This window comes from Paenibacillus sp. Soil750 (assembly GCF_001428045.1).
In the GTDB taxonomy this organism is placed as follows: domain Bacteria; phylum Bacillota; class Bacilli; order Paenibacillales; family NBRC-103111; genus Paenibacillus_E; species Paenibacillus_E allorhizoplanae.
Genome location: NZ_LMSD01000007.1, coordinates 129,939 through 145,849, shown reverse-complemented (window position 1 = coordinate 145,849; position 15,911 = coordinate 129,939). Strand labels below are relative to the sequence as shown.

13 protein-coding genes are annotated in these 15,911 nt (G+C 46.1%); 9 read left to right on the top strand and 4 right to left on the bottom strand.

The genetic code is table 11. The annotated features are described in order from the left end of the window. Nucleotides 1-15: 15 nt before the first annotated feature. Nucleotides 16-1,896 carry an ABC transporter ATP-binding protein gene (locus tag ASL11_RS08860; protein WP_056612618.1) on the bottom strand — a complete coding sequence of 627 codons (1,881 nt, stop codon included), beginning with the start codon at nucleotides 1,894-1,896 and terminating at the stop codon, nucleotides 16-18. Continuing rightward, the gene (locus ASL11_RS08855) at nucleotides 1,893-3,617 is read right to left on the bottom strand and encodes an ABC transporter ATP-binding protein (RefSeq protein WP_056612616.1); all 1,725 of its coding nucleotides are present in this window, start codon (nucleotides 3,615-3,617) and stop codon (nucleotides 1,893-1,895) included. Before ASL11_RS08855 ends, ASL11_RS08860 begins: the two co-directional genes overlap by 4 nt. A gap of 398 nt (nucleotides 3,618-4,015) precedes the next feature. On the opposite strand from ASL11_RS08855, the gene pyrR reads away from it, so the two are divergent. The 7 genes from pyrR to pyrE all read left to right on the top strand — a co-directional run bounded on the left by pyrR (nucleotide 4,016) and on the right by pyrE (nucleotide 12,748). Beyond that, complete coding sequence (gene pyrR / locus ASL11_RS08850) at nucleotides 4,016-4,564, top strand: bifunctional pyr operon transcriptional regulator/uracil phosphoribosyltransferase PyrR (RefSeq protein WP_056612614.1); 549 nt, start codon at nucleotides 4,016-4,018, stop codon at nucleotides 4,562-4,564. A gap of 5 nt (nucleotides 4,565-4,569) precedes the next feature. Next, on the top strand, nucleotides 4,570-5,469 hold the full coding sequence (locus tag ASL11_RS08845; protein ID WP_436242674.1) for an aspartate carbamoyltransferase catalytic subunit: 900 nt from the start codon (nucleotides 4,570-4,572) through the stop codon (nucleotides 5,467-5,469). A gap of 21 nt (nucleotides 5,470-5,490) precedes the next feature. Continuing rightward, the gene (locus ASL11_RS08840; RefSeq protein ID WP_056612609.1) at nucleotides 5,491-6,774 is read left to right on the top strand and encodes a dihydroorotase; all 1,284 of its coding nucleotides are present in this window, start codon (nucleotides 5,491-5,493) and stop codon (nucleotides 6,772-6,774) included. A 183-nt stretch (nucleotides 6,775-6,957) separates the two neighbouring features. Further along, nucleotides 6,958-8,130: a glutamine-hydrolyzing carbamoyl-phosphate synthase small subunit gene (carA, locus tag ASL11_RS08835; protein WP_056612607.1), complete on the top strand. Its 1,173-nt coding sequence runs from the start codon at nucleotides 6,958-6,960 to the stop codon at nucleotides 8,128-8,130. Then, nucleotides 8,117-11,326 (top strand): carbamoyl-phosphate synthase large subunit, encoded by a 3,210-nt coding sequence (gene carB, locus ASL11_RS08830; RefSeq protein ID WP_056612606.1) that lies wholly within the window; start codon nucleotides 8,117-8,119, stop codon nucleotides 11,324-11,326. The genes carA and carB overlap by 14 nt, the downstream gene beginning before the upstream one ends. A gap of 15 nt (nucleotides 11,327-11,341) precedes the next feature. Then, nucleotides 11,342-12,070 carry an orotidine-5'-phosphate decarboxylase gene (pyrF, locus tag ASL11_RS08825; protein ID WP_056612604.1) on the top strand — a complete coding sequence of 243 codons (729 nt, stop codon included), beginning with the start codon at nucleotides 11,342-11,344 and terminating at the stop codon, nucleotides 12,068-12,070. A gap of 36 nt (nucleotides 12,071-12,106) precedes the next feature. Beyond that, entirely contained in the window at nucleotides 12,107-12,748 is a 642-nt protein-coding gene (pyrE, locus tag ASL11_RS08820) for an orotate phosphoribosyltransferase (protein ID WP_056612602.1), read from the top strand. 192 nt (nucleotides 12,749-12,940) lie between these two features. On the opposite strand, the gene ASL11_RS08815 is transcribed toward pyrE, so the two are convergent. After that, entirely contained in the window at nucleotides 12,941-13,822 is an 882-nt protein-coding gene (locus tag ASL11_RS08815) for a LysR family transcriptional regulator (RefSeq protein WP_056612600.1), read from the bottom strand. A 112-nt stretch (nucleotides 13,823-13,934) separates the two neighbouring features. On the opposite strand from ASL11_RS08815, the gene dapA reads away from it, so the two are divergent. Next, nucleotides 13,935-14,819 (top strand): 4-hydroxy-tetrahydrodipicolinate synthase, encoded by an 885-nt coding sequence (gene dapA / locus ASL11_RS08810; RefSeq protein WP_327205093.1) that lies wholly within the window; start codon nucleotides 13,935-13,937, stop codon nucleotides 14,817-14,819. Between the two features lie 22 nt (nucleotides 14,820-14,841). Beyond that, nucleotides 14,842-15,234 carry a RidA family protein gene (locus ASL11_RS08805; RefSeq protein ID WP_056612598.1) on the top strand — a complete coding sequence of 131 codons (393 nt, stop codon included), beginning with the start codon at nucleotides 14,842-14,844 and terminating at the stop codon, nucleotides 15,232-15,234. Between the two features lie 150 nt (nucleotides 15,235-15,384). Here the strand turns inward: ASL11_RS08805 and ASL11_RS08800 are convergent, their stop codons facing one another. After that, nucleotides 15,385-15,888 (bottom strand): GNAT family N-acetyltransferase, encoded by a 504-nt coding sequence (locus ASL11_RS08800; RefSeq protein ID WP_056612596.1) that lies wholly within the window; start codon nucleotides 15,886-15,888, stop codon nucleotides 15,385-15,387. Nucleotides 15,889-15,911: the final 23 nt, after the last annotated feature.

Sequence of the window (15,911 nt, the reverse complement as noted above, 5' to 3'; positions counted from 1 at the left end):
TTGAGCCAATCTGTTTCACACAGCTTTTTGCGCAAATTGACTCTGATAGAGTTCAGCATAGAAACCTTGCTGTTCGAGCAACTCGCCATGAGTACCTTGTTCAATGACGGTTCCTTGATTCATCACTAGAATTAGATCAGCTTCTCGGATCGTGGATAACCGATGAGCAATGACGAAACTAGTGCGATTTGCCATCAAATTGTTCATAGCTCGTTGAATAGACACTTCCGTTCGTGTATCAACACTGCTCGTTGCTTCATCAAGTATCAATATCGGAGGATCAGCGAGAACCGCACGAGCAATGGTGAGTAATTGCTTTTGACCATGGGATAGATTGGATGCTTCCTCATTCAAAATCGTATCATACCCATCCGGCAGTGTTCGTATGAAATGATCTGCATAAGCCGCGCGTGCAGCCTCAATAATCTCCTCCTCGGTAGCGCCATGACGACCATAAGCAATATTGTCGCGGATGGTACCGTTAAAGAGCCAAGTATCCTGCAGTACCATACCGAATAGTCCACGAAGATGACTGCGAGACATATTCCGTGAGTCGACACCATCGATGGAAATTCGGCCACTCTGTAATTCATAGAAACGCATGAGCAGGTTGACTATCGTTGTTTTGCCTGCGCCAGTGGGTCCAACGATCGCAACGGTTTGCCCTGGCTTCACATCGATGTTCATGTTGGCGATAAGCGGTGTATCTGTTTTGTAGGCGAAGGAAACATCTTCGAACTGGACATGCCCCTTCACGTGAGTAACGGAATCCGTCACTTTGTTCTCTAAAACTTCTTCTGTCTCATCTAATAATTCGAAAATACGCTCTGCAGCTGCGATCGTAGACTGAATCACGTTCGCGATATTTGCGACTTGTGTGATCGGCATGCCAAATTGACCCGAATACTGAATGAAGGCGAGAACGTCGCCTATTTTAATGGCGTTATGAGTAACCATGATGCCACCGATGACACTAACGAGTACATAACCAATATTCCCGATAAAGGACATCAAAGGAAAGATAAGACCTGAAATAAACTGTGCTTTCCATCCAGAATGATACAGCCGATCATTAATTTCATTGAATTTATCAACGGATTGCTTTTCTCTTCCAAAAGCTTTAACGATCGTATGTCCTGTATACATTTCTTCGACATGCCCATTGAGCTCGCCAATCGTTCGTTGCTGCCCTTTGAAATATTTCTGAGAGCGGGTAGCAATCATTTTGGTTCCTAATATGCTGAGCGGCAGGGTAACAATAGTAGCTAATGTGAGCAGAGGACTTATTGTCAGCATCATGATAATGATCCCTATTAACGTGACAACGGACGTAATCAACTGCGTCAAGCTTTGCTGCATTGTGGAACTGATCGTGTCCACATCATTCGTAGCGCGGCTCATGGTGTCGCCATGGCTTCTTGCATCAAAGAAGGAGAGTGGAACACGCGTTAGCTTCTCACTAATATCTCTGCGTAGATTGAAGACAATGCGCTGCGTAACTTTTACCATGATTTGTTGTTGGATATACAATAAAATGGAGCTAAAAATATAGAGGGCAGCAAGGATGAGTACGATTTGTAGGATCGCATCAAAATCTATCTTGGCACCTGCGATGCCTTTCATCTTGCCGATAGCACCTTCAGATAACTTCGTAACTGCGTTACCCATTAATTTTGGGCTAATAATACTAAATAATGTGCTTAATATAGCTGCAAGGAGTACAAAGGATATGGACACACGAAAAGGCTGCATATAAGTCATGAGTCTCTTCAGAGTACCTTTAAAATTCTTCGCCTTCTGGACAGGCATCCCCATGCCAGCCATTCCGCCACGACCAATGAAACCTGGATTCATGCCAGCTGCGGGTCGCTGTGGTTCTTTGGGTTTCTCACTCATGCACTTTCCTCCTCTGATAGCTGAGAAGCAACAATTTCTTGATAAACCTCACAGGTTCTCATAAGCTCACTATGTGTACCTATACCTGCGATTCTTCCTTCATCTAAAACGATAATTTGATTCGCATCCATAATAGTGCTCACACGTTGAGCGACAATAATCATGGTAGCTCGTGCAGTTTCTGATTTAAGCGCAGCGCGAAGCTTAGCATCAGTTTTAAAATCAAGGGCAGAGAAGCTGTCATCGAAAATATAAATGTTCGGTTTACGTGCAAGTGCTCGTCCAATGGCAAGGCGTTGCTTCTGACCACCTGATAGATTAGTACCACCTTGTGCGAGCGTAGCTTGGAAGTTATCTTTCATACCTTGGATGAAGTCAGCAGCTTGTGCTGTAGAAGCTGCAGCGGAAAGCTCTTCATCTGTGGCGTCATCATTGCCGAATCGGAGGTTATCCGCAATTGTACCTGAGAATAGCACAGCCTTCTGTGGCACATAGCCGATTTGATTCCGAACACTCTCCAAGGAAAGGGAAGGTAGCGGTTGGCCATTCAACGTTATTGCACCGGACTCCACATCATAGAATCGCAGTAATAAATTGATGAGCGTCGTTTTACCGGAACCGGTTCCTCCAATTATTGCTGTTACCTCACCAGGTTTAGCACGGAATGAAATATCATGAATAGCGGGCTGCTCGGCACCAGGATAACTGAAAGTCACATGATTGAATTCAACCACGGTTTGGTCCTCATGGAGTGTTTGTGCGTTGTCTGCATTATGTATGTTGGACTGAATGGCAAGGACTTCATTAATACGTACAGCGGAAGCGGAAGCTCGTGGAATCATCATGAATATCATGGTCATCATAAACATGCTGAACATAATTTGCATCGCATATTGGATGAAAGCCATCAAATCTCCAATTTGCATTTGATTGTTATCAATACGAATGCCGCCATACCAAAGGATGACAACAATGCCGAGATTAAAAACAAGCATCATGATCGGCATCATCGTAGCCATGATCGTGTTGACTTTGATGGCAGTCTGCGTGAAGTCTTGATTGGCTCGTTCGAATTTCGTTTTCTCATGACCCGAGCGGTTAAAAGCACGGATGACACGTATACCCGTTAAATGTTCGCGCAGAACAAGATTGATGCCATCGATTTTAATTTGCAAGGTTTTAAATAAAGGTAAACTCTTACGCATGATAACTGCAATAACAAGAACAAGGATGGGGATTACAGCGTATAGGACAATTGCGAGATTCGTATCTTTGTACGATGCCATAATGACACCACCAATGAGCATGGTAGGTACACCAATGAACATTCGCATCATGACAACTAATTGTTGTACCTGTGCGATATCATTGGTTGTTCTAGTAATCAAGGAAGACGTTCCAAGCTTATCGAATTCATGCAAGGAGAAGCTCTCGACATGAGAGAAGAGCTTACGGCGTAGATCTCTACCAAAGCCGGTTGCCGTCTTAGCGAGCAAATAGCTGGCCACCATGACACAGACCATGCCTCCCATGGCAACTAGCAGCATATAAGCACCAAATCGTAGAATGTAGCTTACATCACCTTTCACTACACCGACATCTACAATGTCTGCAAGTAAAGTTGGTAAGTACAGTTGAGCAAGCGATTGCAATAACATTAATGTAATGATTGCAACCACGGAAACCCGGTAAGGCTTCAAATACCTAAACAATTTGAACATAGTTTCCTCCTTATTTTTGTAACCTCGATGAATTGGAATTTCCTAGGTGGAAAAGCGAGTTTATATGTAAATTATAACACATGGCCTTGATTTTGCTCAAAAAAAGAAGATCAAAAAACATTGACTTATCCTGTCGAAAGTGGCATAATTCTTTTAATTACATATGTGCCTTTAAAAACAGTCCAGAGAGGCTGGCAAGGTAAAACGATAAGAAAAGTCGGGTAATGCTGAATCGAGAATTCAGTAAGCTTACGGATGTGCGCATCCTACAGCCCCGCTCTATCTCTTTATGCACTCGTAAACTCCTTGCCAAGAATTGGGCAAGGAGTTTTTTGGTTTTACCACCAGAAAACGTATGTGAATGCTGACGAAGATAGTTTAGCCAGGAGGCGAAAACGATGAATGAGACCACCGAACACACCATTATTGATGAAATGGGAATTCGCAGAGCACTTACGCGGATTGCACACGAGATACTGGAAAAGAATAAAGGTGTAGAGAATTGTACCTTGATTGGTATTCGGACCCGAGGCATTTACTTAGCGAAGCGAGTAGCAGAACGGATTCTAGAAATTGAAGGCGTACCGATTCCAGTGGGAGAGATTGACATCACGTCGTATCGCGATGATCGCGTGAAAGTCAGATCGGTGGAGAACGTGCAAGAAGGTGGCAAAATGCAAATCCAAGATCGCAAAATCATCCTTTTCGATGATGTGCTGTATACCGGCAGAACGGTAAGAGCCGCGATGGATGCGCTAATTGACTTAGGCAGACCGCAAATGATTCAACTGGCTGTCCTTGTAGACAGAGGGCATCGGGAACTTCCAATCCGGCCGGATTATGTGGGTAAGAATGTACCGACGTCCAAGAGTGAGAGCATTGAAGTGATGTTAACGGAAATTGATGATAAAGATGAAGTTATTATCCAAAGGGGGAAACAGGAGTGAGTAGCGTGAGCACATATACAACTAGACATTTCTTGGGACTGAAAGGCGTTAGTGCAGAGGAGATCACAAGCATTCTGGATCGTGCAGCCTATTGGGAACAAAGCCCTAACAAAGTGAATAACCAATTCCAAGGCAAATTCGTATCCAACTTATTTTTTGAAAATAGTACAAGAACTCGCTTCTCCTTTGAACTTGCAGAAAAGCGTCTTGGTGCAGATGTCCTGAATTTCTCCGCGGCAGAATCCAGTGTACAAAAAGGCGAGTCCATCTACGACACAGTTCGCACGCTTGAATCCATGGGGATTGATGCTGGTGTGATTCGACTAAAGCCTAATGGTGTACTGCAAGAGCTAGCTGAGACAATCAAAATCCCGCTCATCAACGCAGGGGACGGCAATAATGAGCATCCAACGCAAGCGTTGCTTGATTTCTATACAATGCGCAAGCAATTCGGCGCTATCAAAGGTTTGACGGTCTCCATCATCGGAGACATTCTTCACAGCCGCGTTGCTCGCTCGAACCTCTGGGGCTTAATCGCCTTGGGAGCGAAAGTTCAGTTCTGTGCTCCTGCAAGTATGCAGGCTCCTGAACTGGCACAGTTTGCACCGTATGTTTCCTTCGAGGAGGCTTTGAAAGCTGATGTCGTTATGATGCTTCGAGTGCAATTAGAACGTCATGACACAGGGTTGCTGAACTCAGCTGAGGAATATCGCGCACAATATGGCTTAACAGTAGAACGTGCAAGCCGCATGGCTCCTCATGCGATCATCATGCATCCAGCTCCAGTGAATCGCAATGTGGAACTAGATGATGAACTCGTGGAACATGAGAAGTCCAAGATCTTTACACAAATTGCTCATGGTGTGCCGATTCGTATGGCTGTCATTGAACGAGCTTTATCATAAATTTGAGGAGGATTTCACAAGATGGGAATTTGGATTCTAAACGGACTAACCGTTGATGCGAATAATGTACAAACGAAGAAACATGTTTTAGTCGAAAATGATAAAATTGCACAGGTTGTTGATGCTTCTAATGGTGAAATTCCGCAAACAGCGGGTCATGAAGTCATTGACGCTGCTGGCAAGCTTGTATCACCTGGTTTCATTGATATGCACGTGCATTTGAGAGAACCTGGCTTCGAACATAAAGAGAACATTGCAACTGGAACACGTTCTGCGGCAAGAGGCGGTTTTACTACGATTGCTTGCATGCCAAATACAAGACCGGTTATTGATACCGTAGATACGGTAAATTACATATTAGATAAAGCAGCAACAGAAGGCGTTGTACGCGTCATTCCTTACGGAACGATCACGAAGAACGAGCTTGGCCGTGAACTAACGGACTTCGCAGCGTTGAAAGAAGCGGGCGTTATCGGGTACACGGACGATGGCGTTGGCGTTCAAAGCGCGCAAATGATGAAGGATGCCATGGCTCTTGCCGCATCACTCGGTATGCCAATCATCGCACACTGCGAAGATGACACATTGGTTGTAGGAGCGCCAGTAAACGAAGGTACTTTCGCGACAAAGCATGGCTTGAAAGGTATCCCGAATGAATCCGAAGCGATTCATGTTGGCCGCGACGTATTGCTAGCGGAAGCAACTGGGGTACACTACCATGTATGTCACGTCAGCACAGAGCAGTCGGTCCGTTTGATCCGTCATGCCAAACAGTTCGGCATCAAGGTAACTGCTGAGGTTTGCCCGCATCATCTGCTTCTTTCTGAAGAAGACATCCCAGGGATGGACGCGAACTGGAAGATGAACCCGCCGCTTCGCACACCTCGTGATGTACAGGCTGTTATCGAAGCGTTGGAAGATGGCACGATCGACATTATCGTGACAGACCATGCGCCGCATACAGAAGAAGAGAAAGCCAAAGGCATGTTGCTAGCACCATTCGGAATCCTTGGATTCGAAACAGCTTTCTCCTTGCTGTATACGAAATTTGTACTTACAGGTAAATGGACTCTTGGATTCCTAGTGGATCGCATGACCAAAAAGCCTGCTGACGTATTCGGTCTTCCATACGGTACTTTAGAAGTGGGCAGCGCGGCAGACATTACAATCGTTGATCTGGATACAACGAAAGCAGTTGTGAAAGAAGAGATTGTTTCACGCAGCAAGAACACCCCATTCATCGGTTGGGAGCTGCAGGGCTGGCCGATTGTTACGATTGCTTCGGGTAAAGTTGTATACTCCTAAGTTCAATAAATAGCCTTAATTTTAAAGCCCAAATCACGAGAAGCATATATACGATTGCGTTAAAATCGTGTATATTTATACAGAAAGATTAATCTTTATGCAAGCCCTTGAATCATTACATGGTAAGCATGACATCTGCGGTTCGTGAGAACCGCCTGACAATAGCGAAGGAGTTGAAAGAACATGCAGGCAAGATTGTTGCTGGAAGACGGCACTCTTTTTACAGGAAAATCGTTCGGTAGTGAAGGTGAATCCGTCGGCGAGGTTGTATTCAATACAGGAATGACAGGTTATCAAGAGGTGCTTTCGGACCCTTCATATTGTGGACAAATCGTAACAATGACATATCCATTGGTAGGGAACTACGGTGTGATTCGTGATGATTTCGAGTCCGTACGTCCTTTTATCCATGGTTTCGTTGTGCGTGAGCATGAAGAAATTCCAAGTAACTGGAGAGCACAATACACGCTAGGCAGCCTGTTGAAAGAATACGGCATCGTAGGGATCAGCGGCATCGATACACGTATGTTGACTCGCAAACTTCGTCATTATGGCGTTATGAAAAGTATCATCACAACGTCGAATAAATCCGTAGAAGAATTGATGGCAACTCTTAAAAACACACCGCTTATGACGGATCAAGTTTCCCGTGTGTCCACGAAAAGTGTATTCGGTGCTCCTGGGCACAAAGAACGTATAGTTCTTGTGGATTTCGGCGCAAAAAGCGGCATCATCCGCGATCTTAGCAAACGCGATTGCGATGTTGTTGTTGTGCCTCAAAACGCAACAGCTGAACAAATTCGCCGCTTAGCACCAGATGGCGTATTGCTTTCCAATGGCCCTGGGGATCCGAAGGATGTTCCACACGCAGTTGAAATGATTAAAGGTTTGCTTGGTGACATTCCATTATTCGGAATTTGCTTGGGTCACCAATTGTTCGCACTTGCGTGCGGCGCCGATACAGATAAATTGAAATTCGGTCATCGCGGCGGTAACCACCCGGTTAAAGATTTGATCTCAGGACGTTGCTACATTACATCGCAAAACCATGGCTACACGGTTAAGGAAGATTCCGTCCAAGGAACGAACCTTGAAGTGACGCACATTAACAATAACGATCGCACGATCGAAGGTTTACGCCATAAGCAATATCCTGCATTCTCGGTTCAATATCACCCAGAGGCAGCACCTGGACCATTTGATTCCAGCTACCTATTCGATGATTTCATCTCGATGATTCGTCAGCACAAACTAGATAACCCACAGCAGCCGCGCCAAGCGCAAATGCTTGCTCAGTGGAATGCTTCCACGGCATCGACATCTGTGAAGGAGGAACTGCAATATGCCAAAAAATAATACACTCAAAAAGATTCTCGTTATCGGTTCCGGACCGATCGTTATTGGTCAAGCGGCGGAGTTCGACTACGCTGGTACGCAAGCTTGCCAAGCATTGAAAGAAGAAGGCATGGAAGTTATCCTGATCAACAGCAACCCAGCTACGATCATGACGGATACGAACATGGCTGACAAAGTATACATCGAGCCAATTACACTTGAGTTCGTGACACAAATCATTCGTCAAGAACGTCCAGACGGTTTGCTGCCAACACTTGGCGGACAAACGGGTCTGAACATGGCGGTTGAACTTGCTCGTGCAGGCGTTCTAGAGAGCGAGAACGTTAAGCTTCTAGGAACACAACTTACGGCGATTGAAAAAGCAGAAGATCGTGACCTTTTCAGAGACTTGATGAGAGAACTAGAACAGCCAGTACCAGATAGCGTTATCGTAACGACAGTAGCGCAAGCAGTTGATTTTGCTAATGAAATCGGCTTTCCAATCATCATTCGTCCTGCGTACACACTAGGTGGAACAGGCGGCGGTATTTGTAACACGATGGAAGAACTAGTGGAAATCGTTGCTTCCGGTATTCGTTACAGCCCAATCGGTCAGTGTCTCGTAGAGCGCAGTATCGCGGGTATGAAAGAAGTCGAGTATGAAGTAATGCGTGATGCGAACGACAACTGTATAGTTGTGTGTAACATGGAGAACTTTGATCCAGTTGGTGTACATACAGGCGACAGTATCGTAGTAGCACCAAGCCAAACATTGTCGGACCGTGAGTACCAAATGCTTCGTTCCGCTTCCTTGAAAATCATTCGTGCTCTAAACATCGAAGGCGGATGTAACGTTCAATATGCACTAGATCCACATAGCTTCCAATATTATGTTATCGAAGTTAACCCGCGTGTAAGTCGCTCTTCGGCGCTTGCTTCCAAAGCAACTGGCTATCCAATTGCGAAAATGGCAGCGAAAATTGCGATTGGATACACGCTTGATGAACTCGTTAACCCAGTTACAGGACAAACCTATGCTTGCTTCGAGCCAGCACTTGATTACATCGTATCCAAGATTCCACGTTGGCCGTTCGATAAATTTACAGCTGCTAACCGTAAGCTAGGCACACAAATGAAAGCGACTGGCGAAGTTATGGCGATTGGCCGTACGTTCGAAGAGTCCATTCAAAAGGCGATTCGTTCCCTAGAAATCGGTGTTCACCGCTTGTTCTTGAAAGAAACGGATTTACTAGATAAAGAAACATTAGAACTGCGTTTGGTAAAACCAGACGACGAGCGTATCTTCTTACTAGCAGAAGCGTTCCGCAGAGGGTATACCGTGGAAACACTGCAAAATTTGACGAAAATTGACTGGTGGTTCTTGAACAAATTAAGTGCACTTATCGCGTATGAAAAGGAAATTGCAGCGAAGGATTTGACAGCTGAGCTTATTTTTGAAATTAAGCGTAAAGGCTTCACAGACCGTGCTGTAGCGGAAATTCGTACATTGGCAGGTTGCTCAACTTTCACGAAAGAAGCGGATGTAAGAACTTTCCGTTTGCAAAATAACATCAAGCCCGTATACAAAATGGTAGATACCTGTGCGGCTGAGTTTGAAGCTTCAACGCCATACTACTACTCCACCTATGAGCAAGAAGATGAAGTAACAGAAACGACCAAAGAAAAAGTTGTTGTTCTAGGATCGGGTCCAATTCGTATCGGTCAAGGGATTGAGTTCGATTACTCCACCGTTCATGCGGTATGGGCGATTCAAGCGGCTGGTTACGAAGCGGTTATTATCAACAACAACCCAGAAACAGTTTCAACAGATTTTAACACATCGGATCGTTTGTACTTCGAACCATTGTTCTTCGAAGATGTTATGAACGTAATTGAGCGTGAGCAACCAATCGGTGTTATCGTTCAATTCGGTGGACAAACGGCAATCAACTTGGCAGCACCATTACACAAAGCTGGTGTACGTATCCTAGGTTCTGACCTAGAAAGTATCGATACAGCAGAAGATCGTAAGAAATTCGAAGCTTTGCTTAGCAAAATTTCAGTAGCTCAACCTCCAGGCGGCACAGTAACTTCAGTCGATCAAGCGGTTGGTACAGCTGCGAAATTCGGATATCCGGTTATCGTTCGTCCTTCCTACGTACTTGGTGGACGCGCAATGGAAATCGTCTACTCCGATGAAGAGCTTCTGAGCTACATGGAATATGCGGTGAAAATCAACCCTGAGCATCCGGTTCTAATCGATCGATACATGCTTGGTAAAGAGGTAGAGGTTGACGCAATCTGCGATAGAGAAACAGTTCTGATCCCAGGGATCATGGAACACGTGGAACGCGCAGGGGTTCACTCTGGTGACTCCATTGCGGTCTATCCGCCACAATCCATCTCCGATGAGATCAAGCAGCAAATCATCGAGATTACGACGAAAATCGGTTTGGAGCTTAACGTTGTTGGTCTAGTGAACATCCAGTTCGTTATTCATAACGATCAAGTGTATGTGATCGAGGTTAACCCGCGTTCTTCCAGAACTGTGCCTTTCTTAAGTAAAGTGACGAACATTCCGATGGCGAACGTGGCAACACGCGTAATCATGGGTCAATCACTAGCAGATATGGGTTATCAAAGTGGTCTATGGCCAGAAGATAAATACGTATCTGTCAAAGTACCAGTGTTCTCCTTCGCGAAGCTTCGCCGTGTAGATACAACACTCGGACCTGAAATGAAGTCCACGGGTGAGGTTATGGGTCGTGATGTGAATTTTGCAAAAGCCCTGTACAAAGGTCTCATCGGTGCTGGTATGAAGATCCCTGCTGCAGGTTCCGTCGTGGTAACCGTAGCTGATAAAGATAAAGAAGAAGCGATTGAAATCTTGAAAGGCTTCTATCGCCTAGGTTACAAAATCATTGCAACAGGTGGAACTGCCGAAGCGATTACTCAAGCAGGACTTCCGGTTACAACCGTCAACAAGCTTAGTGAAGGTTCACCAAACATTCTTGATCTCATCCGCAGTGGTGATGCGCAGTTCGTCGTGAACACATTGACTAAGGGCAAAACGCCTGAGCGTGACGGCTTCCGTATTCGTCGTGAAGCAGTAGAGAACGGTGTTGTATGTATGACATCGCTCGATACTGTAAGAGCGCTAGTGAATATGCTTGAAGCTATCAACTTCTCCTCACGTGCAATGCCAATACATGTCTAAAGGATGGTGCCAAACATGAGTACGTTAACTCGCAACGATGTTACCGGACGCATCATGGTCGCCTTGGACTACGCGAATGCGGAAAGTGCTGAAGGGCTGCTTAAGCAGCTCGAAGGCATTCCGTGTTATGTAAAGGTAGGAATGCAGCTGTTTTATGCTGCAGGTCCTACCTTTGTCGCGAGTCTGAAGGATCGCGGCTATAAGGTGTTCCTCGACGTGAAGATGCATGACATTCCGAACACGGTCAAGGGCGGCGCGGAAAGCGTGACGCGCCTAGGGGTTGATGTGTTCAATGTACATGCGGCCGGAGGCAAGTACATGATGGAAGCCGCCTTGGAGGGTGTCGACAAGGGGCTAGCTTTAGGAGCTGCACGTCCGATTGTCATCGGCGTGACGCAATTGACCAGCACCTCGCAGCAGGTGCTGAATGACGAGATCGGCCTTGCCGGTACAACCGAGCAGGCCGTCATTCGGTATGCCCGCTTGGCGCATGCCGCGGGGCTTAACGGGGTCGTCGCGTCACCGCTTGAGGTGACAGCGATTAAGGCGGCGTGCGGTGACGGCTTCGTCACCGTGACGCCAGGCATCCGCCCGGCGGGGGCCGACATCGGCGACCAGTCGCGGATTATGACGCCGGCTGAGGCGTTCGCGCAGGGGACGGACTACGTCGTGATCGGGCGTCCGATCACAGGCGCAGCGGACCCAAGAGCAGCGATTGAAGCGATTATCGATTCAATCGTCTAGGCACTTTATTTTAACATTGAAAGGAACGGTGAGCGTATGAGTAAGCTCGAAACAATCGCACAGCATATTGCAGCGTCGTTATTAGATATTGAAGCCGTGGCTCTTCGTCCACAGCAACCTTTTACATGGACATCGGGGCTGAAGTCTCCGATTTATTGTGATAATCGTTTGACCATGTCTCACCCTGCGATCCGTGATGCGATTGCCGATGGCTTCGTTGCCCTGATCAAGGAAAAATTCCCTGAAGCTGAGGTTGTGGCAGGAACAGCAACAGCTGGAATCCCTCATGCAGCTTGGGTAGCTCAGAAGCTAGGTCTTCCGATGATCTACATTCGCGATAAAGCGAAAGGTCATGGTAAAGAGAACTTGATTGAAGGTTCCGTGAAACCAGGACAAAAAGTCATCGTTATTGAAGACTTGATTTCCACAGGAGGAAGCTCGCTGAAAGCAGCTGTTGCAGTGAAAGATGCGGGAGCTGAAGCACTTGGTGTACTAGCCATTTTCTCTTATCAGCTGGATAAAGCAACAGACGCATTCGCGGCGGCAGAAATGCCACTTCACACACTTTCTAACTACTCAACCTTACTTGAGGTAGCTTTGGAAAAAGGGAAGATCCAGCCAGATGATATGGAGCTCTTGCGTTCTTGGAGAGTTAATCCATCCGCTTACGGGGTATAATTGTTGCTTCTGTGACGAGATTTGACGAACGGTGTAGAATTCCTCTATACTAAAGTGGTCTTGTAACAGACCACAAGATTTTGCGAATCTGGGCAGGTTACCGTACAATCGGCGCCGCACTAGGGTGCAAATCTTGAAATTGACTTACAATTAGAAGAAGCTCTACCTTTTCGCAAAGGTGAGCTTCTTTTTTCATTCCGTGGATTGTTTCGTCAACAATTGAATGAACGCTTGTAAGGGTTGTGACAACCATTTTTTCGGATGAAGCACTAGCTGTAAGTCCATGGAAAGTTGGTTATGCGTAAAAGGAAGCTGTGCAAGCTTTCCGACGGCCAGCTCATTTGATACTGTGATCCGAGGTAACAAAGCGATGCCTAAGCCGCTCATGACACACTGTTTGATGGCTTCAACATTGCCTAACTCGAAACCGATTTGTAAGGCGACGGCATTGTCTTTAAGTAATCTTTCAAACTTCCCACGGTAGATACAGCCTTCTTCGGTGACGATAAATTCCGTGTTACCCAGGTCAGCAAGTTGAATATCCGATTGTTTAGTTAAAGGATGATCTAAGGGTGCAACGAAGACGAGTTGTTCTTCACGGACACTTGTACAAGTGAGAGAGGGATCTGCCGGATATTGATCTAATAGAAGCCCAATATCATAATCCCCTTCTTTGACCTTGGTGAGGATAGAAGCTTCACTATCCGGAAAAAGCTGAATATTTAACCCAGGATACAGCTGTTTGAGCTTGTGTAAAAAAGGTGGCAGATAATAGGCTGCTAATGAGTTGATGGTCCCGATGGTCAACGTTCCGCTAACTTGATTGGCTATCATTTCCTTCGATTGATCATAGAGTTCCAACAATTGTTGCGTTATCACAAGTAAGCTTTCTCCAGGTGGCGTCAGGCGTAGCTGTCGGCCGTACCTTTCAAATAAAGGGACACCATATTCACGTTCCAACTTTTGAATTTGCATCGTAATGCTTGATTGGGCATAGCCTAATTCCTCTGCAGCACGCGTGAAGCTTTTCCTACGGGCAACTTCCCGAAAGGTGCGGAAATACGTCAGATCCATATATAGCCTCGCTTCATTATCAATATTTTTGATGAGTTCTATCATTTATTATAGCTAACTGTGATGAAGAGTTCCATGCTAAAGTAAATGTACAAACAAATGAGGCAGGGAGATGGTTATTTTGCTAAAAGAACAAGACCTACAGGGGTTATACGTACCCATTGTCACACCTTTTGATGATGAGTTTGAAGTGGATGCTGCATCCTTTTATAATCAGGCTTATAACTTATTTCAAGATGAAATAGATGGATTGGTTGTCAATGGGACAACGGGAGAATCACCAACGATCACGAAAGACGAGCTTGGCGTGTTGTTTGCTACAGCTCAAGCAGCTCGCGACGCTGCTCACGTTGATGTGCCTTTAATCGTTGGAACAGGTACGAACGATACGCGTTCAACCGTTCGCAAAACAGCAGAAGCAGGCAAACTTGGTGCAGAAGCTGCATTAGTTGTAGTACCCTATTATAACAAGCCAAGTCAGCAAGGGATCATTGAACATTTTCGCCAGGTGGCGGGGGTTGGTGTACCGGTGATCTTGTATGATGTGCCGCATCGTACAGGGGTAACGCTTGAGTTGGATACGGTTCGAGCCATTCTTGATATTGATGGGGTTATCGGGATGAAGGACAGTACGCCTAACATTGGGTTGGTCACAGAATTGACTAGACTAGGATCTAAACCAGTTTTGTGTGGCGAGGACACTTTGCTGTATGCAGCTCTGCAGTCTGGCGCTAAAGGGGTTATGAGTGCTTCTGCGAATGTGGAGACGGAGAGGTTTGTTTCTTTTATCCGCAGCTTCGTAAACGGGGCACAGGAGGACAGTCAACGAGAGTTCGAGGAGTTGCTTCCGCTTATTCGTCTTCTATTCCAAGAGCCAAATCCCGCTCCGATCAAATGGCTGCTTCACCAACAAGGCGTCATCGGTTCAGGCGCGTTACGATTGCCACTATTACCGGTGACAGAGGGATTGCAAGCGAGACTAGCAACTTATCTGTAAAAAAGTAAGGAGCGATGGAGTAATGAATCGAACGAGAGTATTTACGGGCTCACCATGGGAGCCCGTGGTCGGCTATTGTCGAGCTATTCGCATAGGTGACAGAATCGAGGTGGCTGGGACGACAGCGATGAAGGATGGCGAGGTTGTTGGCGTAGGCAACGCTTACGAGCAAGCTCGATTCATCCTTCAAACGATTGAACAGGCGCTGCAAGAGCTCGGAGCACAGCTATCTGATGTGGTGCGAACGCGGATGTTCGTGACGGATATAACGTTATGGGAAGAGTACGGCAAGGCGCATGGCGAGTATTTCCGTGATGTGCAGCCCGTTGCGACGATGGTCGAAGTGAAAGCGCTGATTGACCCCCGATTGCTGATTGAGATAGAGGTAGAAGCGATTGTGGCGAAGGGCGAGTAGAGAATGGTGTGACGTAGAGTAAATGGAAGAAGGACCACAATTGGTTCAGGTTTACCCAACCGATCATGAATAAAGCGCTACAACTCACTGCATCGCGAACTTAATTTCGCGAGTAGGGAGGCGTAGCGCTTTTTATTTTACGAGTGTCGACTAACCAACACGTTTGCCCAAAATGATCAGATCCCGCTCAACACCATCTAACTCAGCGACACCAGGCAAATGCGCCCAATTCGTGAATCCGAATTTGCGGAAAAGCCGCAGGCTCGGCTCATTGTGCCCGAATATAAAACCTAACAAAGACTTGATCCCTAGCTTGGGACTAGCTTCAAGGGCTTGTTCCATCAAATATCGACCGATCCCTTGGCCACGATACGTTTCATCTACGTAAATACTGACTTCCGCTGTTGCGTTATAGGCGGGTCGTCCGTAGAAGGACTGAAAACTCAGCCAGCCACAAATGCCGTTTTCATTTTCAAGCACCCAAAGTGGACGGAAATCAGCAGAGTGTTCGTGAAACCAACGCTCCCTTGAAGCTGTTGTAACGGGTTCTGTGTCGGCAGTAACCATACGTCCAGCAATCGTGGAATTGTAGATACGTACGATTTCTGGTAAATCTTCCAATTGTGCATCACGCATGTGTAATGAATTCCCCATAGAAGTTACTCCTTTTACTCTAC

Coding starts and splice junctions, on each gene's coding strand:
- ASL11_RS08860 (WP_056612618.1), bottom strand. CDS start 1,896: ATGAGTGAGAAACCCAAAGAACCACAGCGACCCGCAGCTGGCATGAAT.
- ASL11_RS08855 (WP_056612616.1), bottom strand. CDS start 3,617: ATGTTCAAATTGTTTAGGTATTTGAAGCCTTACCGGGTTTCCGTGGTT.
- pyrR (WP_056612614.1), top strand. CDS start 4,016: ATGAATGAGACCACCGAACACACCATTATTGATGAAATGGGAATTCGC.
- ASL11_RS08840 (WP_056612609.1), top strand. CDS start 5,491: ATGGGAATTTGGATTCTAAACGGACTAACCGTTGATGCGAATAATGTA.
- carA (WP_056612607.1), top strand. CDS start 6,958: ATGCAGGCAAGATTGTTGCTGGAAGACGGCACTCTTTTTACAGGAAAA.
- carB (WP_056612606.1), top strand. CDS start 8,117: ATGCCAAAAAATAATACACTCAAAAAGATTCTCGTTATCGGTTCCGGA.
- pyrF (WP_056612604.1), top strand. CDS start 11,342: ATGAGTACGTTAACTCGCAACGATGTTACCGGACGCATCATGGTCGCC.
- pyrE (WP_056612602.1), top strand. CDS start 12,107: ATGAGTAAGCTCGAAACAATCGCACAGCATATTGCAGCGTCGTTATTA.
- ASL11_RS08815 (WP_056612600.1), bottom strand. CDS start 13,822: ATGGATCTGACGTATTTCCGCACCTTTCGGGAAGTTGCCCGTAGGAAA.
- dapA (WP_327205093.1), top strand. CDS start 13,935: ATGGTTATTTTGCTAAAAGAACAAGACCTACAGGGGTTATACGTACCC.
- ASL11_RS08805 (WP_056612598.1), top strand. CDS start 14,842: ATGAATCGAACGAGAGTATTTACGGGCTCACCATGGGAGCCCGTGGTC.
- ASL11_RS08800 (WP_056612596.1), bottom strand. CDS start 15,888: ATGGGGAATTCATTACACATGCGTGATGCACAATTGGAAGATTTACCA.